At 64.8% G+C, this 20,575-nt stretch carries 21 protein-coding genes; 11 read left to right on the forward strand and 10 right to left on the reverse strand.

The genetic code is table 11. From position 1 onward, the window contains the following. Nucleotides 1-14 precede the first annotated feature (14 nt). Nucleotides 15-866 carry a CoA ester lyase gene (locus tag GGD62_RS21360; RefSeq protein WP_026202028.1) on the reverse strand — a complete coding sequence of 284 codons (852 nt, stop codon included), beginning with the start codon at nt 864-866 and terminating at the stop codon, nt 15-17. Continuing rightward, nucleotides 866-1,369: a MaoC family dehydratase gene (locus tag GGD62_RS21365; RefSeq protein ID WP_338313716.1), complete on the reverse strand. Its 504-nt coding sequence runs from the start codon at nt 1,367-1,369 to the stop codon at nt 866-868. Before GGD62_RS21365 ends, GGD62_RS21360 begins: the two co-directional genes overlap by 1 nt. Before the next feature lie 181 nt (nt 1,370-1,550). Here GGD62_RS21365 and GGD62_RS21370 point away from each other — a divergent pair, with 181 nt between their 5' ends. After that, complete coding sequence (locus GGD62_RS21370) at nt 1,551-2,717, forward strand: acyl-CoA dehydrogenase family protein (RefSeq protein ID WP_183235010.1); 1,167 nt, start codon at nt 1,551-1,553, stop codon at nt 2,715-2,717. 33 nt (nt 2,718-2,750) lie between these two features. Here GGD62_RS21370 and GGD62_RS21375 read toward each other — a convergent pair whose 3' ends face one another. The 3 genes from GGD62_RS21375 to GGD62_RS21385 form a co-directional block, all read right to left on the reverse strand. Next, nucleotides 2,751-4,325, reverse strand: a complete 1,575-nt coding sequence (locus GGD62_RS21375; RefSeq protein WP_183710029.1) for an AMP-binding protein — start codon at nt 4,323-4,325, stop codon at nt 2,751-2,753. Nucleotides 4,326-4,358: 33 nt separating this feature from the next. Further along, a complete protein-coding gene (gene upp, locus GGD62_RS21380) occupies nt 4,359-4,994 on the reverse strand; it encodes a uracil phosphoribosyltransferase (RefSeq protein WP_018318498.1) in 636 nt (211 codons plus the stop codon). A gap of 69 nt (nt 4,995-5,063) precedes the next feature. Then, nucleotides 5,064-5,798, reverse strand: a complete 735-nt coding sequence (locus GGD62_RS21385) for a crotonase/enoyl-CoA hydratase family protein (protein ID WP_246800190.1) — start codon at nt 5,796-5,798, stop codon at nt 5,064-5,066. A gap of 92 nt (nt 5,799-5,890) precedes the next feature. Between GGD62_RS21385 and GGD62_RS21390 the strand changes: the two genes are divergently transcribed. Next, nucleotides 5,891-6,472 carry a TetR/AcrR family transcriptional regulator gene (locus tag GGD62_RS21390; protein WP_183710033.1) on the forward strand — a complete coding sequence of 194 codons (582 nt, stop codon included), beginning with the start codon at nt 5,891-5,893 and terminating at the stop codon, nt 6,470-6,472. Here the strand turns inward: GGD62_RS21390 and GGD62_RS41545 are convergent. The 3 genes from GGD62_RS41545 to GGD62_RS21400 are packed head-to-tail and all read right to left on the reverse strand — an operon-like array spanning nt 6,469 to nt 7,289. After that, nucleotides 6,469-6,597 carry a hypothetical protein gene (locus GGD62_RS41545; RefSeq protein WP_256375091.1) on the reverse strand — a complete coding sequence of 43 codons (129 nt, stop codon included), beginning with the start codon at nt 6,595-6,597 and terminating at the stop codon, nt 6,469-6,471. The genes GGD62_RS21390 and GGD62_RS41545 overlap by 4 nt on opposite strands. 5 nt (nt 6,598-6,602) lie before the next feature. Then, nucleotides 6,603-6,794 (reverse strand): hypothetical protein, encoded by a 192-nt coding sequence (locus GGD62_RS21395; protein WP_183710035.1) that lies wholly within the window; start codon nt 6,792-6,794, stop codon nt 6,603-6,605. 27 nt (nt 6,795-6,821) lie between these two features. Then, nucleotides 6,822-7,289 (reverse strand): hypothetical protein, encoded by a 468-nt coding sequence (locus tag GGD62_RS21400; protein ID WP_183710037.1) that lies wholly within the window; start codon nt 7,287-7,289, stop codon nt 6,822-6,824. Nucleotides 7,290-7,615: 326 nt separating this feature from the next. Between GGD62_RS21400 and GGD62_RS21405 the strand changes: the two genes are divergently transcribed. The 7 genes from GGD62_RS21405 to GGD62_RS21435 all read left to right on the forward strand — a co-directional run bounded on the left by GGD62_RS21405 (nt 7,616) and on the right by GGD62_RS21435 (nt 15,936). Continuing rightward, nucleotides 7,616-7,774, forward strand: coding sequence for a hypothetical protein (locus GGD62_RS21405; protein ID WP_177236946.1), 159 nt, complete (start codon nt 7,616-7,618; stop codon nt 7,772-7,774). A gap of 11 nt (nt 7,775-7,785) precedes the next feature. Beyond that, complete coding sequence (locus GGD62_RS21410) at nt 7,786-7,875, forward strand: K(+)-transporting ATPase subunit F (RefSeq protein ID WP_049814895.1); 90 nt, start codon at nt 7,786-7,788, stop codon at nt 7,873-7,875. 112 nt (nt 7,876-7,987) lie between these two features. Then, nucleotides 7,988-9,691, forward strand: a complete 1,704-nt coding sequence (gene kdpA / locus GGD62_RS21415) for a potassium-transporting ATPase subunit KdpA (RefSeq protein WP_183710039.1) — start codon at nt 7,988-7,990, stop codon at nt 9,689-9,691. A gap of 18 nt (nt 9,692-9,709) precedes the next feature. Continuing rightward, a complete protein-coding gene (gene kdpB / locus GGD62_RS21420) occupies nt 9,710-11,824 on the forward strand; it encodes a potassium-transporting ATPase subunit KdpB (protein WP_183710041.1) in 2,115 nt (704 codons plus the stop codon). A 56-nt stretch (nt 11,825-11,880) separates the two neighbouring features. Beyond that, nucleotides 11,881-12,486, forward strand: a complete 606-nt coding sequence (locus GGD62_RS21425) for a K(+)-transporting ATPase subunit C (RefSeq protein WP_183710043.1) — start codon at nt 11,881-11,883, stop codon at nt 12,484-12,486. Between the two features lie 40 nt (nt 12,487-12,526). Next, entirely contained in the window at nt 12,527-15,250 is a 2,724-nt protein-coding gene (locus GGD62_RS21430; RefSeq protein WP_183710045.1) for a sensor histidine kinase KdpD, read from the forward strand. Next, nucleotides 15,247-15,936, forward strand: coding sequence for a response regulator (locus GGD62_RS21435; RefSeq protein ID WP_183710047.1), 690 nt, complete (start codon nt 15,247-15,249; stop codon nt 15,934-15,936). The genes GGD62_RS21430 and GGD62_RS21435 overlap by 4 nt, the downstream gene beginning before the upstream one ends. Nucleotides 15,937-16,079: 143 nt before the next feature. Here GGD62_RS21435 and GGD62_RS21440 read toward each other — a convergent pair whose 3' ends face one another. Then, nucleotides 16,080-16,964 carry a Ku protein gene (locus tag GGD62_RS21440; protein WP_183710058.1) on the reverse strand — a complete coding sequence of 295 codons (885 nt, stop codon included), beginning with the start codon at nt 16,962-16,964 and terminating at the stop codon, nt 16,080-16,082. Nucleotides 16,965-17,082: 118 nt separating this feature from the next. Here GGD62_RS21440 and ligD point away from each other — a divergent pair, with 118 nt between their 5' ends. After that, nucleotides 17,083-19,770: a DNA ligase D gene (gene ligD / locus GGD62_RS21445; protein ID WP_183710060.1), complete on the forward strand. Its 2,688-nt coding sequence runs from the start codon at nt 17,083-17,085 to the stop codon at nt 19,768-19,770. Nucleotides 19,771-19,910: 140 nt separating this feature from the next. Here the strand turns inward: ligD and GGD62_RS21450 are convergent, their stop codons facing one another. Then, a complete protein-coding gene (locus GGD62_RS21450; RefSeq protein WP_018318514.1) occupies nt 19,911-20,075 on the reverse strand; it encodes a DUF3309 family protein in 165 nt (54 codons plus the stop codon). A 180-nt stretch (nt 20,076-20,255) separates the two neighbouring features. Between GGD62_RS21450 and GGD62_RS21455 the strand changes: the two genes are divergently transcribed. Then, complete coding sequence (locus GGD62_RS21455; RefSeq protein WP_018318515.1) at nt 20,256-20,573, forward strand: polyhydroxyalkanoic acid system family protein; 318 nt, start codon at nt 20,256-20,258, stop codon at nt 20,571-20,573. Nucleotides 20,574-20,575 lie beyond the last annotated feature (2 nt).

Below are 20,575 nucleotides of genomic sequence, written 5' to 3' on the forward strand. Positions count from 1 at the left end.
GCCCCCGGCCTGCCCTAGGGCTGGCCGAGGATCTTCTTGGCGGCGCGAAGGTGCGGCTTGTCGATCATCTGGCCGTCGAGCCGCAGCGTTCCGGAATTGGGATTGCTGGCAAACGCCGCGATCACTTTCTCCGCCCAGGTGCGTTCGGCTTCGGTCGGCGCGAAGGCGGCGTTGACGACGTCGACATGCTTGGGATGGATCAGCGCCTTGGCGGAAAACCCGTCGCGGCGTGCCGCGCGTGTTTCGGCTTCCAGGCCCGCGAGGTTATCGATGTCGGTATAGACGGTATCGATCGGCGCGACCTCGGCCGCGGCCGCCGCCATCAGGCAGAGATCGCGCGCGAGACGATAGGGGCTGTGGAACACGCCGCCGGACGCCTTTTCGGTGGCTCCGAGCGAAGCCGAGAGATCTTCCGCGCCCCACATCAAGCCGGCGAGGCGAGGGGAGCAGCCCTTGTAGCTGCCGAGGCCAAAGATCGAACCTGCGGTTTCAGTCGCCACGCAAACGATGCGGGTTGAGCCAACCTCCGTGCCGGCCGCGGCTTCCAAGGCTTCGAGCCAGGTTGCGACCTGCCTTACGTCATCACCGCCCTGCGATTTCGGCAGCACGATGCCGTCGGGCTTGCCCGGCATCACCGCGGCGAGATCGGCGAGCGTCATGCCGGTGTCGAGCGCGTTGACGCGAACATAGAGCTGGTGCGGGCCGGGGCGGCCCTTCAGCATCGTCAGCGTCAACCCGCGCGCCTCCGCCTTCTTCTCGGTGACGACGGAATCCTCGAGGTCGATGATCAGCGCGTCGGCCTTGCCTTCGCTCGCCTTCTCGAATTTGCGCGGGGAATCGCCCGGCACGAACAGCATCGAACGCATCAGACCGGCCTCTTGTGCATCATCGCCATGCGGCGGCATTTGCCGACGATCTCGTCGTTCTGGTTCAAGGCATGGTGCTCGAACTCGACGATGCCGGCCTTGGGCCGCGATTTGGATTCCCGCACCGAGAGCACCTTTGTCGTAGCCCGCAACGTGTCGCCATGGAAGACCGGTTTTGGAAAGGTCACGTCGGTCATGCCGAGATTGGCAACGGTGGTCCCCATGGTCGTATCATAGACCGTCATGCCGATCATGATGCCGAGGGTGTAAAGGCTGTTGAAAATGCGCTGGCCGAATTCGGTCTTTTCGGCGAAATGCGCATCGATATGCAGCGGCTGCGGATTGAGGGTCAGCAGGCTGAACATGGTGTTGTCCATCTCCGTGACGGTCCGGGTCAGCGGATGCCTGAACTCCTGGCCTACGGAAAAGTCTTCGAAATAAAGTCCGGCCATCGCGGTTTCCTCCCTGCGAAATAACGGCGCGCTCATAGCTTTACGTCGCATGACCCTATGCATGGTAGACACAGTTGATAGACAAATTCACGTATCTGTACGCGGTTTTTCGAGCTAAGAACCCAGGCAAGGACACGTCAGGGCGCGACGCAAGCGGCCACGGCCTTTGAGCGGGGAACGCGAAGAGAAGGGAGATGGCGCGGTCGCGGCTCCCAAGACGGAGATCAAGATCATGGATTTCGCGCTCACCGATCAGCAGGAAGCCATTCGCGATGCCATCGCCAAGATCTGCGAAGGCTTTCCGGATGCCTACTGGCTGAAGAAGGACCATGACGGCGGCTTCCCGCACGATTTTCATAAAGCACTTGCCGACGCCGGCTGGCTTGGCATCTGCGTGCCGGAGGAATATGGCGGCTCGGGGCTCGGCATCACCGAAGCTGCGATCATGATGCGCACCATCGCCGAGTGCGGCGCCGGCATGTCTGGCGCATCCGCCGTGCACATCAACGTGTTCGGCCTCAATCCGGTGGTCGTGTTCGGCACCGAGGAGCAGCGAAGGCGCATGCTGCCGCCGATGGTGGAGGGCCGCGAGAAGGCGTGCTTTGCCGTCACCGAGCCCAACACCGGCCTCAACACCACGCAGCTGAAGACCCGTGCGGTCGCCAAGAACGACCGTTACATCGTCAACGGCCAGAAGGTGTGGATCTCGACCGCGCAGGTCGCGCACAAGATCCTGTTGCTGGCCCGCACCACGCCGCTGGAAGAGGTGCGCTCGCCGACCCACGGCCTCAGCCTGTTCTACACCGATTTCGACCGCACCAGAATCAAGGTCCACGAGATCGAGAAGATGGGGCGCAAGATCGTCGATTCCAACGAGCTGTTCTTCGAAGATTTTGAGATCCCGATGGAGGATCGCATCGGCGAGGAGGGCAAGGGTTTTCAGTACATCCTCGAAGGCATGAACCCCGAGCGCATCCTGATCGCGGCGGAGGCGGTTGGCCTCGGCAAGCTGGCGCTGGCGCGCGCCACTGAATATGCCAAGACGCGCGTGGTGTTCAACCGTCCGATCGGCAAGAACCAGGGCATCCAGCATCCGCTCGCGGTGAACTGGGTCGAACTCGAGGCGGCCTGGCTGATGGTGATGTCGGCGGCCTGGCAATATGACAAGGGCATGCCCTGTGGCGCCGCGGCCAATGCCGCAAAATACCTTGCGGGCGAAGCGGGCTTCTCGGCCTGCGAGCAGGCCGTGATGACCCACGGCGGCTTCGGCTACGCCAAGGAATTCCACGTCGAGCGCTACTTGCGAGAAGTGCTGATCCCGCGCATCGCGCCGGTCAGCCCGCAGCTCGCGCTCAGCTTCATCGCGGAGAAGGTGCTGGGGCTCGCGAAGTCGTACTGAACGAGCCTTGTGGCGCAAACCAAATGGGCTCGCCTATTCGGCGGCGATCCGCTCCATCGCCATGGCGCGAAGCCTGGCGCGCTGGATCTTCACGCCATTGGCGCTGTCGGTGACGGGGAAGGCCTCCACCACATAGATCCGGGCCGGGACCTTGTAGCCGGCGAGCCGCTCGCGCAGGCGCGCGACCAGCGTCTCCTGCATTGGCGGCTCCTTCGCCGGGATCACGAAGGCGACGCAGCGCGCCTGACCCTTGAGATCGACTGCAACCACCTGGGCGTCGGCCACGCCGTTGCATGATTTGAGCTCGTCCTCGATCTCGCCGGGCGCGACGAGGAAGCCGCCGAGCCGCATGGCATCGCCCGCGCGGGTCTCGTAGACGAAGGAGCCGTCGCCCCGCAGCCGGCCGATGTCGCCGGTGCGGAAGAACCCGTCCGCGGTGAGCGCATCGCGCGTCGCATCCGGATTGTTGAAATAGCCGAGGAAACTTGACGGCGCGTTGATCTCGATCTCGCCGGAAATGCCGCTAGCCGCAAGCTCGCCGGTCTCGGTGTCGCGCACGCGCACCTTTGCGTCGGCCGACATCGGCCAGCCGCCGCCCTCGATGCGGTCGGCGAAGGCATCGACGGGGCGGGCGATCGAGAATAGGGCCTGAACCTCGCTCGACCCGTAGAGGCCGAACAGCGGCAGGCCGCGCGCCTTGGCCTCCGCGGCAAGCTCGCGCCAGCCAGGCTGGAACGCGGCGAAGCCGCAGACTTCCAGATGCGGAAATGGCCGGGGTGCATCGGTGAGGGCGAGGATGCGCCGGAACATCTCGTCCGATCCGAACGAGTGCGTGATCCTGTGCTCGCCGAGGATCTTCAGCGCCGGCGCCGCCTCGAAGGCATCGAGCACGTGGACGGTCGCACCTGCCGCGACAAAGCCGAGCAGGCTCGTCATGCCGAAGGTGCCACAGAACGGCAGCATGGCCAGCAGCGAATGACGCTGCGGATCGAGCCGAAGCGCCTTGGCCACGGAGATGGCATGGCCCGCCAGCGTCCGCTGCGAATGCGCCACGAGCTTCGGCCCCTTGGTGGTGCCTGACGTGGTGTAGAGCAGGACCGGCTGATCCACGTCGTCCTGCGCGGGTGGCGCCGGCGGATAGCGTCTGTCGAAAGCATCGAACCGCACGCAGGGCCAGTGCGCCGGGATCGCATCCGCACCGATCACCGCGAGCCGTTGCAGCGCCGGCACCTCGTCCTTGGCGATGTCGGCGAGGATCGCGGCAAAATCCACCGAGCGGAATGCGGCCTCGACCACCATCAGCCTGGCACCGGATAGCTTGAGCAGATGCGCGACCTCCGCGCTCCGGTAGCGTGTATTGACGGCCGCGACGATCGCGCCACATCTTGCGGCGGCGAACAGCAGCGCGACCCATTCGATCCGGTTGACCAGCCAGACTGCGACCACGTCGCCCTTGCCGATGCCTTGTGCCGCAAGCCAGGCCGCGGTCTGCTCGATCCTTTCGGAGAACTCAGCGCGCGAGACCCGCGTGCCGTCGCATACGAAGGCGGGATCGGCGGCGGCCTCGGTCCGGATCAGCGATTGCAGCGAAGACGCGTTGGCACTCATGGCAAGGGGAGTAACCCGATCGCGCCAACCTGTCTACTTGGTGCCGAACATCCGGTCGCCGGCATCGCCCAGGCCCGGCACGATGTAGCCGTGGTCGTTGAGCCGCTCGTCGATCGCGGCGGTCCAGATCGGCACGTCCGGGTGTTCGCTCTGGAACTGGGCGATGCCCTCGGGCGCGGCCAGAAGGCACACGAAGCGGATGTCGCGGGCGCCGCGGGCCTTGAGCAGGGAGGCACCGGCGCAGGCCGAGTTGCCGGTCGCCAGCATCGGATCCATCAGGATCACGGCCCGGTCGGACAGGTCCTGCGGCGCCTTGAAGTAATATTCCACGGCTTGCAACGTCTCGGGGTCGCGGTAGAGCCCGATATGGGCGATGCGCGCCGAGGGCATCAGCGCCAGCATGCCGTCGAGGAAGCCGACGCCGGCGCGCAGGATCGGCGCCAGCGTGAGCTTCTTGCCGGCAATCTTGGGCGCCTGCATCGGTGCGATCGGCGTTTCAATATCGACCAGCTCCAGCGGCAAATCACGCGTCACCTCGTAGCCGAGCAGCATCCCGATCTCGTTCAGGATCTCGCGAAAGCTCTTGGTCGAGCGATCCTTCTCCCGCATCAGCGAGAGCTTGTGCTGGACCAGGGGGTGGGCGACGACGTTGACGGTGCTGGTGCTCATGAAACCGCTCTACACGTTTCCCTGGAATTGCGCCAGATCGGCCGGGTCTTTTCCGTCGGACAGGCGGCGTCAACCGGGCATCGCCACCGCGCTGCGCGCCCGGCTGCTCGCCTCATAGGCAGCCTTGGTCAGTTCACGGTCGATCGCCATCCGCATCGCGTCCATCGCGGGCTGACGCAGGCGCTGCTTCGCGGTCGCATGCGACGGCTTGTGGATCGCGCGCAACGCCGTGACGGCCTCCTCAAGGGCTTTGTCGACGGCTTCGGGCGCAACCACCCGATCGAGGAAGCCGGCGGTCAACGCCTCCTCGGGCTCGTACATCTCGCCGAGCGTGACGGTGCGGCTGAGCCAGGCCGGATGCAGGCGGCTGCGCGCGAGCTCGATGGCAAAGCTCGGCGGCGCGATGCCGATCGCGACCTCGTTCAATCCCATGCGATGCGGTCCGCGCGCGCCCAGCCTGACGTCGCAGGCGAGCAGCAGGAACGTCCCCATCGGAAAGGCGTGACCTTCCATCACGCCGACGATCGGATGCGGAAACGACATCAGCCGCAGCGCAAGCTCGGCGCCGACGCGGACCATCTCGAGGCTTTTGGCGGCATCACCCGAGGCGAACACCTTGAGATCGAATCCCGCAGAGAAGATGCCGGGCCTTGCCGAGCGCAGCACCACGATCTCGGCTTCCTTTTCGGCCCGGTCGAAGGCTGCGCCGATCTCGCCCAGCATCGTGGTCGACATCACATTGACCTTGCCGTCGTCGAGCCCGATCCGCGCGACGCCGTCGCTCACCTCAAGACTCACTCCCATTGGCATTTGCCTCTCCTGTCATGAACCAGGCTTGACTGTCGGAGGCTGATGTAGACCAATCAATATAATTTCGTGCGAGGGGGGAGAGCGCCATGCCGGCCGTGCCAAAACACCGCCAGCCCATCATCAATGCCGCCGTGACGCTGTTCCGCCGCCAGGGCTATGCCCGGACCGGGCTGAACGACATCGTCGACGTCAGCGGTGCGCCGAAGGGCTCGCTCTACCATTACTTTCCGGATGGAAAGTCCTCGATCGCGGTGGCGGCCGTGGAGGAGGCGGGCCGCCGCGTCGCGGCGACGGTCGCCAGGCTCGCGGAAGAGTGCGGCTCGACCGCCGACCTCTTGCGAGCGCATGCAAGATTGCTGGCGGGCTGGATGCGGGGCTCCGGCTTTCGCAACGGCTGCCCGATCACGACCGTGCTGCTCGAGCTTGCGCCGCGCGAGCGCGCCGTGTCCGATGCCGGCCGCAAGGCCTATGCGGCGCGATTGTCCATCCTGCGCGACAAGCTTGTCTCCGACGGCTTCGTCAGATCTCGCGCGGAAACGCTTGCGGTGCTCTGCACGTCGGCGCTCCAGGGCGCGTTGATCCAGGCCCGGGTCGAGCGCAGCGGCCGGCCGATCGAGGTCACCGCGGCGGAATTGGCGGGGCTGATCGAGCGGGAAGCGAGGAACTAGACGCCGAGCCCGCGCGCGACAAGCGTGATCACGAGCGTCAGGATCGCGCCCCAGATCAGGCTCAGCGTCATGGTCAGGATGGTGATTGTGACCACATGCTCGAGATTTCCCTTGAGGAGCGGCATGGTGGTCAATCCCCGAGATGCCAGAAATAGATGGCGGCTCTCAGCGCGATCAGGGCGGTGAGAACGCTGCCCATCGAGAGTACGGTCAGCGCGTGCAGCGCGAGGCGCTCGAGCCGGGCCCTGCGCATCTTCGAGAACCCTCGCTGGCGTTGAGCCCAGTGCAGCGGTTGTTCAAAGCCATGTGTCAGCATCGGCATTTTCCATGATCCTTCTGTAAGGCGGCTTCAGCTGAAATTGTCGCAGACGGCTGGCTCGCACAGCGGATCCAGCAGGGGACGAACGGAAGGAACGCTCGGCCGCGGCACGTCCGCGGCCAATGCCCGCACCTCGATGAAGGCCGACAGCAGAGCAAGCGCGAGGTCGGAATGGCGCGCCTCGACCGCGGCATCCAGCCAGTCCGGCAGCTCGCGTTCGCGCGACAGCGCACAATGCCACTCGCCCTCGTCATAGGCGATGCGGCGGACCTGCCACATCGGCAGCTCGAGCTCGATCAGCGCCAGCGCCACATCGGCCCAGGCTTCAACGTCGATCAGGCGCATGATGCGTGCGGCGCGTTCGTCTTGGCCGAGCGAGGGGACGCGCCGGCAGGCGTGCGCAATGATGTCGAGCATCAACGGCCGGGTCATCGCCGGTGCCGCGCGAAGCTGCTGGTCGAGGGAAGGTGGGGCGAGGCGTCGGAGAGGGGCGGTCATGTCAGGCCTCCTGGAATTGGTGTCGGTCAGTCGGCCGGCATTGCCAGGATGGGCCCCAAAGGCATTTGAAAACGAGATGGGGATCGGGCGTGAGATATAGGGATTTCATAAATGCGGGAGGGGCGGGGTGGCGCGCCATTCTCCATCATCGTCCCGGATCTGCGCTTCGCTTGTCCGGGACGACAGTGAGGTTGCCTCGCGAGCAGCGCCGCCGCTTTTATGAGATTCCTATATCTTCGCCATAGGCCTCATCTCGAAAACCTATGCCTGCGCTGGCATTTCAGCACGGTCAAAAGTCCCGGCTGTCGTGCGTGGACGTGCCTTCCATGTCCTTCGCGAGCCAGCCGGGTCACCGAGAGAAGGTTGCGCCGGACTTAAGCGACGCAACGAGGAGCAATCCGATGATGGACATTCTGATGCTGGCGCTGGGCTTCGTCTTCTTCGCCCTCGCCATCGGCTACACCTACGCCTGCGAACGGCTGTGACGGAGCAAACCATGATCTTCGATTATGCGCTCGCCGGTGCCGTCTCGTTCGGTCTGCTGCTCTACCTCACTTATGCGCTGCTGCGGCCCGAGCGGTTCTGACCCGTGCTGCTGCTCGTCGAATTCCTGCTGGCGGACGCTGTGCTCGTCGCCTGCCTGCTGACGGTGCTCCCGCCCCTGTTGCGCCGGACACCAAGCCTGAAGGGTTGATTCCATGACTGTGATCGGTTGGCTCCAGATCATTCTGTTCTGCGCCATTATTGTTGCGCTGACCAAGCCGCTCGGCTGGTACATGACGCGCGTATTCAACGGCGAGCGGACGTTCCTGTCGCCGGTGCTGCGCCCGATCGAGGCCGGCGTGTACTGGATTTCCGGCGTTGACGAGAAGCGCGAGCAGCATTGGCTGACCTACACGGTCGCCATGCTGCTGTTCCATGTTGGCGGCTTCCTCGTCATCTACGGTGTGATGCGGCTCCAGGCCGTATTGCCCTTCAATCCGGCCGGGCAGGGCGCGGTCGCCGAGGATCTTTCCTTCAACACCGCGGTCTCCTTCATCACCAACACCAACTGGCAGAACTACGGCGGCGAGAGCACGCTGTCCTATCTCGTCCAGATGCTCGGCCTGACGCACCAGAACTTCCTGTCGGCCGCAACCGGCATCGCGCTGGCGATGGCCCTGATCCGCGGCTTCTCGCGCGCCTCGATGCGCACGGTCGGCAATTTCTGGGTCGACGTCACCCGCTGCACGCTCTACGTGCTGCTGCCGATCTGCGTCGTCTACACGCTGTTCCTGGTCTGGCAGGGCATCCCGCAGACGCTCGGCCCGTATATCGAGGCGACCACGCTCGAAGGCGCCAAGCAGACCATTGCGGTCGGCCCGGTCGCTTCCCAGGTGGCGATCAAGATGCTCGGCACCAATGGCGGCGGCTTCTTCAACGCCAACGCGGCGCACCCGTTCGAGAATCCGACCGCGCTGTCGAATTTTGTGCAGATGCTGTCGATCTTCGCCCTCGGCGCCGCAATGACCAACGTGTTCGGCCGTATGGTCGGCAACCAGCGCCAGGGCTGGGCGATCCTGTCCGTGATGGGCGTGCTGTTCGTCGCAGGCGTCGCCATCACCTATTGGGCGGAAGCGAACGGAACCTCGATGCTGCATGCGCTGGGCCTGACCGGCGGCAACATGGAAGGCAAGGAGGTCCGCTTCGGCATCGTCGCGTCCTCGCTGTTCGCCGTCATCACCACGGCCGCGTCGTGCGGCGCGGTCAACGCCATGCATGACAGCTTCACCGCGCTCGGCGGCATGATCCCGCTGATCAATATCGAGCTCGGCGAGATCATCGTCGGCGGCGTTGGCGCCGGCATGTACGGCATGCTGCTGTTCGTCATCCTCGCGATCTTCGTCGCCGGACTGATGGTCGGCCGCACCCCGGAATATGTCGGCAAGAAGATCGAGGCGCGCGAGGTCAAGATGGCGATGCTGGCCATCCTGGTGCTGCCGCTGATGATCCTCGGCTGGACCGCCGTCGGCGTGGTCTATCCGGCGGCCGTCGCCTCGATGGCGAATGCCGGGCCGCATGGCTTCACCGAAGTGCTCTATGCCTTCACCTCGGCGGCCGGAAACAACGGCTCGGCTTTCGCAGGCCTCACCGGCAACACCTTCTTCTACAACCTCACGCTCGCATGCGCGATGTTCGTCGGCCGCTTCTTCATGATCGTCCCGGCCATGGCGATCGCGGGCTCGCTCGCGGAGAAGAAGTCGATCCCGCCGTCGACAGGCACGTTCCCGACCACCGGCGGCCTGTTCGTCGGCCTCGTCGTCGGCGTCATCCTGATCATGGGCGGCCTGACCTTCTTCCCGGCGCTCGCGCTCGGCCCGATCGTCGAACATCTGGCGATGAACGCCGGAAACCTCTTTTGATTGTCTGGAGTGACCTCCATGGATACGATGAAACTGCAAAAACGTGCTGCCGTCTCGGCAATGCTCGATCCCAAGATCGTGGTGCCTGCGATCCGCGCCTCATTCACCAAGCTCAACCCGCGGCTGATGATGAAGAACCCCGTGATGTTCGTGGTCGAAATCGTGGCCGCGCTCACCACGGTGATCTTCCTGCGCGACGTCGTCACCGGCGGCTCAGGCCTCGGCTTCACCTTCCAGATCATCGTCTGGCTCTGGTTCACGGTGTTGTTCGCCAATTTCGCCGAAGCGGTGGCCGAAGGCCGCGGCAAGGCGCAGGCCGACTCGCTGCGCAAGACCCGCACCGAGAGCCAGGCCAAGCTCCTGACGGGTGTCGGCCAGGCCTTCGAGCTGGTACCGGGTACGAGCCTGAAGGTCGGCGACATCGTGCTGGTCGAGGCCGGCGACACCATTCCGTCCGATGGCGAGGTGATCGAGGGCGTCGCCTCCGTCAACGAGGCCGCCATCACCGGCGAGTCTGCGCCCGTCATCCGCGAATCCGGTGGCGACCGGTCGGCGGTAACAGGCGGCACGCAGGTGCTGTCCGACTGGATCCGAGTCCGCATCACCGCGGCCCAGGGCTCGACCTTCATCGACCGCATGATCAAGCTGGTCGAGGGCGCCGAGCGGCAGAAGACGCCGAACGAGATCGCGCTCAACATCCTGCTCGCCGGCCTCACCATCATCTTCGTGTTCGCCACCGTCACCATTCCGAGCTACGCGGCCTATGCCGGCGGCTCGATCTCGGTGATCGTGCTGGTCGCGCTGTTCGTGACGCTGATCCCGACCACGATCGGTGCGCTGTTGTCGGCGATCGGCATCGCCGGCATGGACCGCCTGGTGCGCTTCAACGTGCTGGCGATGTCCGGCCGCGCCGTCGAGGCTGCCGGCGACGTCGACACGCTGCTGCTCGACAAGACCGGAACCATCACGCTCGGCAACCGCCAGGCGACCGCCTTCCGCCCAGTGCGCGGCGTGACCGAGCAGGAGCTCGCCGACGCAGCCCAGCTCGCCTCGCTTGCCGACGAGACGCCGGAAGGCCGTTCCATCGTGGTGTTGGCAAAGGAGAAATACGGTATCCGCGGCCGCGACATGGCGGAGCTTGGCGCGACTTTCATCCCGTTCACGGCGCAGACCCGCATGAGCGGCGTCGATGCCGGCGGCTCGTCGGTGCGCAAGGGCGCGGTCGATGCCATGCTGAGCTATGTCGGCGGCGGCGCACCGATGGCGGTCGCCTCCGGCAACACCGCGCGGGCGATCCAGCCGGCGGCATTGTCGGACCTCGGTCGCGAGATCCAGGCCATTGCTGATGAAGTATCGAAGTCCGGCGGCACGCCGCTGGCGGTCGCGAGGGACGGCAAGCTGCTCGGCGTCATCCAGCTCAAGGACATCGTCAAGGGCGGTATCCGCGAGCGTTTTGCCGAGCTGCGCCGCATGGGCATTCGCACCATCATGATCACCGGCGACAACCCGATGACGGCGGCTGCCATCGCAGCGGAGGCAGGGGTCGACGACTTCCTGGCGCAAGCCACCCCCGAAGACAAGCTCAAGCTGATCCGCGACGAGCAGGCCAAGGGCAAGCTGGTTGCGATGTGCGGCGACGGCACCAATGACGCGCCGGCGCTTGCGCAGGCCGACGTCGGTGTCGCCATGAACACCGGCACCCAGGCCGCCCGCGAGGCCGGCAACATGGTCGATCTCGATTCCAACCCGACCAAGCTGATCGAGGTCGTCGAGATCGGCAAGCAGCTTCTGATGACGCGCGGCGCGCTGACGACGTTTTCGATCGCCAATGACGTCGCAAAGTATTTTGCGATCATTCCGGCGATGTTTTTGGCATTTTATCCCCAGCTCAACGTACTCAACGTCATGAACCTGTCGAGCCCGCAGAGCGCCATCCTGTCGGCGATCATCTTCAACGCACTCATCATCATCGCGCTGATTCCGCTGGCGCTGAAGGGCGTTGCCTACCGCGCGGTCGGTGCCGGCGCGCTGCTCCGGCGCAACCTTCTGATCTACGGCCTCGGCGGCATCGTCATTCCCTTCATCGGTATCAAGGCAATCGACCTCGTCGTCACCGCCTTGCACCTGGCTTAACCGTCCTGGCGCGGCGCAAGGCGCCGCGCGCCATGACGAAGACTTAGGAGACCAACATGCTCAGAGAAATCCGCCCCGCCATCGTCCTCTTGCTGGTGCTCACGGCCATCACAGGCCTTGCCTATCCGCTGGCGATGACGGCCATCGCCGGCGCGCTCTTCCCCGCGCAGGCCCAAGGCAGCCTGATCGAGAAGGACGGCAAGGTGATCGGCTCCGCCCTTATCGGGCAGGAGTTCAGGGACGACAAATACTTCCACGGCCGTCCCTCGGCGACGGTTGCGCCGGACCCCAATGATTCGACCAAGACGGTGCCCGCGCCCTACAACGCCGCCAATTCGGGCGGCGCCAATCTCGGCCCGACCAGCAAGGCGCTGGCCGACCGGCTCAGGGAAGATGTAGACAAGCTCAAGGCCGAGAATCCGAGCGCTACCGTGCCGGTCGACCTGGTGACGACGTCGGCCAGCGGCCTCGATCCTGATATCTCGCCGGAAGCGGCGCAATTCCAGGTGCCGCGCGTGGCCAAGGCGCGGAATATGCCGGAGGATCAGGTCAAGCTGATCGTGACCGCCAATACCGAAGGCCGCTTGCTCGGCCTGATTGGCGAACCCAGGGTTAACGTTCTGGCACTGAATCTCTCGCTGGATCGCGCCGCCGCCAAGTAGCGGTCTAGGCTCGCGTCACGCAGATGATTATATTGGAAAAATGGTCCGAGAGCGCCGCGATCCCGAACAACGTCCGTCGCCCGAGGCGCTGCTGGAAGCGGCGCGGCGGGAAGGGAGCGCGAGCGGCAAGCTGAAGATCTTTGTCGGCGCCGCCCCCGGCGTCGGCAAGACGTACGAGATGCTGCAAAGCGCCCACGCCAAGCGCAAGTCCGGCATCGACGTCGTGGTCGGCTTCGTCGAGACCCACGGCCGCGCCGAGACCGAGGCGCTGGTGCGCGGTCTCGAGATGGTCCCACGCAAGCGGCTGGACTATCGCGGGCAGATCGTCGAGGAGATGGATCTCGATGCGGTGATCGCGCGCCGGCCGCAGATCGCTCTGGTCGACGAGCTCGCCCACACCAACGCGGCCGGCAGCCGCCATCCCAAGCGCTATCTCGACGTCGAGGAGTTGCTGTCCCACGGCATCGACGTCTACACCGCCGTCAACATCCAGCACATCGAGAGCCTGAACGACGTCGTCGCGCAGATCACCCATGTCAGGGTGCGCGAGACCGTGCCGGACTCGGTGTTCGATCGCGCCGACGCGATCGAGCTGATCGACCTCACGCCCGACGATTTGATCCAGCGCCTGAAGGAGGGCAAGGTCTATGTGCCCAAGCAGGCCGAGCGGGCACTGGAGCACTATTTCTCGCCAGGGAACCTGACGGCGTTGCGCGAGCTCGCTTTGCGACGTACGGCCGAGCGGGTCGACGAGCAGCTCCTCAACCACATGCAGGCCAACGCGATTCCCGGGCCCTGGGCCGTCGGCGAGCGCATTCTCGTCTGCGTCAGCGAGGATCCGCGCGCGGCCGGTCTCGTGCGCTACACCAAACGGTTGGCGGACCGGCTGCATGCGCCATTTACTGCGGTTTCGATCGAGACGCGGCGATCGCTGCAATTGTCCGATGAGCAGCGCGACCGGCTGGCCGATACGCTTCGGCTCGCGGAATCGCTCGGCGGCGAGGCGTTGACGATTCCGGCTGTCGGCCGCCGTATTGCCGACGACGTCGTCAATTTCGCGCAAGGCAACAATGTCACCCAGATCGTGATCGGCAAGTCGACGCGCTCGCGCTGGTTCGAGATGACGCGCGGCTCGGTGGTGCATGATCTGGTGCGCCGCGCCGGCAATATCAGCGTTCACGTCATTCCAGGTGACGAGCTGACGAGTGAGCCGGCGCCGAAGACGGCGGTGCAGACCGCGGCACGATCCGAGCCGTTCGATGCAATTCCTTATCTGAAGGCGCTCGGGATCACCGCGCTCGGCCTTGCCGCAGCGGTGGCCATCAAGCCGTATTTCGGCATCGAGAACGTTGATCTCATGTTCCTGACCGCGGTGGTTGCCGTGGCCGTCCGCTATGGGTTGTGGCCGTCGCTGCTGGCAAGCGTTGCTGCGTCACTGGCGTATAACTTCTTCTTCCTGCCGCCGGTCTACACCTTCACCATCACCGATCCGACCAACGTCGCGGCGTTCTTCTTCTTCATGCTGATCGCATTCGTGGTATCGAATGTCGCAGCGCGCGTGCGCACCCAGGCCGATGCCGCCATCGGCCGGATCAGAATGAGCGAGCAGCTCTACGCCTTCAGCCGCAAGCTCGCCGGCACCGCGACGCTCGACGACGTGCTGTGGGCGACGGCCTACCAGATCGCATTGATGCTGAAAGTCCGGGTGGTGCTGCTGCTGCCGGACGAGGGCATGCTCACGGTGAAATCCGGCTATCCGCCCGAGGACGAGCTCGATCAGGCCGATCTTGCCGCCGCCAACTGGGCCTGGAGCAATGACCGCCCCGCCGGCCGGGGCTCGGACACGCTGCCGGGGGCAAAACGGCTGTTCCTGCCGATGCGCACCGGGCGCGGCCCGATCGGCGTCATCGGCATCGACGACGACCGGACCGGTCCGCTGCTGACACCGGACCAGCGCCGCCTGCTCGACGCGCTGGTCGATCAGGGCGCGCTGGCGGTCGAGCGCGTGCTGCTGGTCGAGGACATGGACCGCGTCAAGCGCACCGTCGAGTCCGAGCGGCTGCGCGCGGCGCTCCTGACCTCGATCTCCCATGATCTGAAGACGCCGCTCGCCTCGGTGCTGGGGGCGGCCTCCACCATGCGCGATCTCGCCGGCGCCCTCTCCGACACCGAGAAGCGCGACCTGCTCGCGACCGTGATCGACGAATCCGAGCGGCTCAATCGCTTCATCGCCAACCTGCTCGACATGACCAAGCTCGAATCGGGCGCCATCGTGCCCAATGCTGCGCTACATGATCTCAGCGAGATCGTGGGTAGCGCGCTGCGGCGTGCAGCCAAGATTCTCACCGTGCACGAGGTCGAGCTGGTGCTGGCCGCCGATCTGCCGATGCTGCAGCTCGATGCGGTGCTGTTCGAGCAGGTGCTGTTCAACCTGCTCGACAATGCCGCGAAATATTCGCCACCCGAGACCACCATCTCGATCCGCAGCCGGCGCGACAGCGATCATGTCGTGCTCGAGATCGCGGACGAGGGGGCCGGCATCCCGCCTGACGAGCTCGATAGCGTGTTCGACAAGTTCTACCGTGTGCAGAAAGGCGATCATGTCCGTCCCGGCACGGGGCTCGGGCTCGCCATCTCGCGCGGCTTCGTCGAGGCGATGCGGGGCACGATCTCGGCCGCCAACCGCAGCGACCGCAGTGGCGCCGTCCTCACCATCCGTCTTCCCGTTCCGGCAGAGAGCCGCGCATTGGATACCGCCGCATGAGCGCTGCGCCGATCAAGGTCCTGGTCATCGACGACGAGCCGCCGATCCGCAAATTGCTGCGGATGGGGCTGACGACGCAAGGCTATGAGATCCTGGAAGCGTCGAACGGCAAGATCGCGCTGGAGAAGCTCGTTGAGGAGCCCGCGCTGATCATCCTCGATCTCGGCCTGCCCGACGTGCAGGGACACGAACTGCTGCGCACCATCCGTGCCCGCAACGAAGGCGTGCCGATCGTGGTGCTGTCGAGCCGCGGCGACGAAGCCGGCAAGGTGCAGGCGCTCGATCTCGGCGCCGACGATTATCTGACCAAGCCGTTCGGCATGGACGAGCTCCTGGCCCGCCTGCGCGCCGCGCTGCGGCACCAGCTCCAGGTCCAGGGCGAGCGCCCGGTGTTTCGCACCGGCGATCTCTCGGTCGATCTCGTCCGCCGCATCGTCAAAACCGGCGAGCGTGAGATAAAACTGTCGCCGAAGGAATACGACCTGCTGCGCGTGCTGGTGCAGCACGCCGGCAAGGTGCTCACCCACCGCTTTCTGCTGAAGGAGCTGTGGGACGAATTGACCGACGCGCAGTATTTGCGCGTCTATGTCCGCCAGCTCCGCCAGAAGATCGAAGCCGATCCGGAACGGCCGCAATATGTGCTGACCGAGACGGGGATCGGGTACCGGTTGAAGGCGGGGGATTAGCTGTCGATCCTCATCCTGAGGAGCTGTAGGGTGGGCAAAGCGAAACGTGCCCACGATCTGTCGCGATCATGGAAAGTTGGTGGGCACGGCGCGTTGCGCCTTTGCCCACCCTACGATATCGAAGTGCTGGGCGAGCAGTTTCCTCAACCCGCCTTCCGATGTCGCGCCGTGGACCGATGCGCCTTCTTCGCGGTTCGCTGCCGTCCGGTCGCGCGGCGGGCATGCGACTTCGCCGCCGTCTTCTTGCCGCCACGCCCCTTCAGGCTCTGCTTCAGCGCATCCATCAGGCTGACAACGTTGCTGGGGCGTTCCTCGGGTTCCGGCAGCTCGATCTTCTTGCCGCTGGCCTTGAGTTTCACCAGCGCCTTCAGTGCGTTCTCGTACTCGTCCTTGAACTTGCCGGGGTCGAAATGGGCGGCCTTGGTCTGGAGGATGTGGCCGGCAAGCTCGACCATGTCCTTGGTGATCTTCGGGCTCTTGATGTCGTCGAAGAACTGGTCCTCGTCGCGCAGCTCGTAAGGAAAGCGCAGCGTGGTGCCGAGCAGGCCCTTGCCGAGCGGCTCGATCGCCATGATGTGTTCGCGGTTGGTGAGCACGATCTTGGCGAGCGCCACGCGCTCCTGGTCCTTCATGGCGTCGCGGATCACCGCAAACGCATCGACGGCGGCCTTGCCGTCGGGTGCAAGATAATAGGGATGGTTGAGGTAACGCTGGTCGATCTCATCGCTCGGCACGAAGCTCTCGATGTCGATGGTATGGTTGCTCTCGATCTGGACCGCCTCGAGCTCCTCCGGCTCGATCTCGACATATTTGCCCTTGCGCAGCTCGTAGCCGCGGCCCTTCTGGTCGCTCTCGACGACATCGCCGGTCTCGGCATCGATCATCTGCTGCTTGAGCCGGTTGCCGGTCTCGCGGTTGATCAGGTGAAACCGCGTCTTCTCGGCCGCCGTGGTCGCCGGATAAAGCACGACCGGACAGCTGACCAGCGAGAGCTTCAACGTTCCCTTCCAATAGGCGCGCGGGGCCATTCCATTCTCCAGCGTTTTCAAGGCGTTTTGGAACCCCAACCGCCCCGCGGGGTTTTGGTTCCGGATGGGACTTTGGCCGTGATAGGCTTGAAGCCCCGAAAGAGAAGCGGGACCGGTCGTGCTGCAAAAACTCTCCACCTATCGACAGAAACGTGATTTCGAGAAGACGCCGGAGCCGTCGGGCAAAACGGCGGTGACGCCGTCGAAGCAGCGCCGCTTCGTGATCCAGAAGCATGACGCGAGCCGGCTGCATTACGATCTCAGGCTCGAATTCGACGGCGTGTTCAAGTCCTGGGCGGTGACCAAGGGTCCCTCGCTCGATCCGCACGACAAGCGGCTGGCGGTCGAGGTCGAGGACCATCCGCTCGACTATGGCGATTTCGAAGGCACGATACCGGAAGGGCAGTACGGCGGCGGCACGGTGATGCTGTGGGATCGCGGCACCTGGGAGTCGGAAGATCCCGAACGCGGCTTCAAGAAGGGCGATTTGAAGTTCACCCTGCATGGAGACAAGTTGCACGGAAGCTGGGTCCTGGTCCGCATGCGCAACGACCGTACCGGCGGCAAGCGCACCAACTGGCTGTTGATCAAGCACCGCGACGAATTTGTCCGTGAAGGGGCCAAGAACGACATTCTCGATGAGGACAAGTCCGTCGCCTCCGGCCGTGCAATGGAGCAGATCGCCGAGGGCAAGGGGCGCGCGCCAAAGCCGTTCATGCTGGCCAAGGGTGCGAAGACCAAAGCCGACGCGGTCTGGCAATCCAACCGGGCCGAGGAAGCGAAAGGGCAAACGGTCAAGCCGGCGCCACGTACGGCATTGAAGGGCGGCAAGATCGTCAAGACCAGGACGGCGAGGAAGAAAGCCACAACTGCGACCAACGGCAAGAAGATCGCCGAGATACCGGACTTCGTGCCGCCGCAGCTCTGCACGTCGGTCGAGCGTCCGCCGGCCGGCGAAGGCTGGTGCCACGAGATCAAGTTCGACGGCTACCGCGTGCAGCTCCGGGTCGAGGACGGCAAGGCGACGCTGAAGACGCGCAAGGGCCTCGACTGGACCGACAAGTTCGCCTCGATCGCGAAGGAGGCGGCTGCGCTGCCGGACGTGATGATCGACGGAGAGATCGTGGCGCTCGATCACGACGGTGCGCCGAATTTCTCCTCGCTCCAGGCCGCGCTGTCGGACGGCAAGACCGAAGAGCTGATCTTCTTTGCCTTTGACCTCCTGTTCGCGGAGGATCTCGATTTTCGGCGTCTGCCGCTCGGCGAGCGCAAGGCGCGGCTGAAGCAGCTGCTGGGAGCGCGCAAGCGGAAATCGGCTCAGATCCGCTATGTCGAGCATTTCGAAAGCGGCGGCGATGCGGTGCTGCAATCGGCCTGCAAGCTTGAGCTGGAAGGCGTGGTGTCGAAGAAGCTGGACGCGCCCTATCGCTCCGGCCGCACCGAGAGCTGGACCAAGGCAAAGTGCCGCGCCGGCCACGAGGTCGTGATCGGCGGCTACAAGACCACCAACGGCAAATTCCGCTCGCTGATGGCGGGCGTGCATCGCGGCGATCATCTCGTCTTTGTCGGCATGGTCGGCACCGGCTTTGGCGCCGACAAGGTCAAGCGCATCATGCCGTCCCTGAAGGCCATGGAGGCCAAGGAGAGCCCCTTCGGTGGCAAGAACGCGCCGAAGAAGAGCCGCGAGGTGCACTGGCTGAAGCCGGAGCTCGTGGCCGAGATCGAGTTCGCCGGCTTCACCGCCGACGGCAATATCCGCCAGGCCGCGTTCAAGGGCTTGCGGCAGGACAAGCCGGCCGAGGAGGTCGAGGCCGAGACGCCTGTCGACACCGAGCTTGCCGAGCCCACCCCCAGCAAGCGCGCGGCAAAGACGGCCAAGCGATCGAAGGACACCGGCACCGCCGAGGTGATGGGCGTCGTCATCTCCAAGCCGGACAAGGAGCTGTGGCCGGACGGCGGTGACGGCGAGGGCGCGACGAAGCTCGATCTCGCGCGCTACTTCGAGGCGGTCGGCGACTGGATGATCGAACATCTGAAAGGGCGCCCGTGCTCGATCGTGCGTGCGCCCGATGGCATCGGCGGCGAGACGTTTTTCCAGCGTCACGCGATGCAGGGCACCTCGAATTTGCTCGAGCTGGCCAAGGTCTCAGGCGATCGCAAACCGTATCTGCAGATCGATCGCGTCGAAGGGCTGGCCGCCGTCGCGCAGATCGGCGGCGTCGAGCTGCATCCCTGGAATTGCGCACCTGATGCCTACGATACGCCGGGCCGGCTGGTGTTCGATCTCGATCCGGCGCCGGATGTGGAGTTCGCCGATGTCGTCGAGGCCGCCAAGGAGATGCGGCAGCGGCTGGCCGATGTCGGCATGGAGAGCTTCTGCAAGACCACGGGCGGCAAGGGCCTGCATGTGGTGGTGCCGCTGCTTCACGGCGCGCGCGACAAGGTGAGCTGGAAGGAAGCCAAGGCCTTCGCGCAAGGCGTCTGCCAGTGGATGGCCGACGACGATCCAGAGCGCTATCTGCTCAACATGTCGAAGAAGCTGCGCAAGGGGAAGATCTTCCTCGACTATCTCCGCAACGACCGGATGTCGACGGCGGTGGCCCCGCTGTCGCCGCGGGCGCGCGCCGGGGCAACGGTCTCGATGCCCGTCACCTGGGCGCAGGTGAAGAGCGATCTCGATCCGAAGCGCTATACGCTCCGGACCGTGCCGGGCCTGCTGCCGCGGTCAAAGGCGTGGGAGGACTATGACGATGCGGCCGCGTCGATCAAGGCGGCGATCAAGAAGCTTGCGGGGAAAAAGAAGTAGGTCGCGCTCCGGGCACCGCGCCTGTAGGGTGGGCAAAGCGAAGCGTGCCCACGTTTTTTTCGTTGTAACGAATCTTTTTCATTACGACGAATAGGTGGGCACGGCGCAAGAGCGCCTTTGCCCACCTACGAGTTCTCGTCCTAGATCCGTCCCATCAGCAGCAGGATCAACAGGATGACGATGACCAGCCCGAGGCCGCCGCCGCCGTAATAGCCGGTGCCGTAGAACGGGCCGCCGCCGATGCCGCTGAAGCCGCCGAGCAGGGCGATGACCAGAATGATCAGAATGATCGTACCGATTGACATGCGAATCTCCTCAGCCCTTTGTTGAAAGGGTCGTTTGCACCTGTCCCCTTGTGCGAGGGCAACTTGCCGCAGGTTTTTAAGTTCCGGGTTTGAAACAGGGCCACAGGTCCAAGTTGCATGGAACCTTTGCCGCTTCGTCCGGCATGACTATGTGAGGATTGATCATCACGGGGCAGGGCCATGTCAGCACCGCTTGTCGTTTCTATTCCGCACCGTCTCGGCCGCGAGGAGGCGGTGCGCCGGCTCAAGGCCGGGCTCGGCCGGGCGGCAGCCAGCATTCCCGTGATGCAGGTCGAGGAGGAGCGCTGGACCGGCGACAGCATGGCGTTTCGCATTCGCGCGCTCGGACAGATCGCGACGGGTCAGGTCGACGTCGCTGAAGACCATGTCAAGGTCCAGGTGGTGCTGCCCTGGCTGTTGCAGCGCTTTGCCGAGATGGCGCAGGCCACGATCAGGAAGCGCGGGCAGTTGCTGCTGACCAAGGACGACGGAAAGTAGCT

It is taken from the genome of Bradyrhizobium sp. ERR14 (assembly GCF_014198235.1).
GTDB lineage: Bacteria > Pseudomonadota > Alphaproteobacteria > Rhizobiales > Xanthobacteraceae > Bradyrhizobium.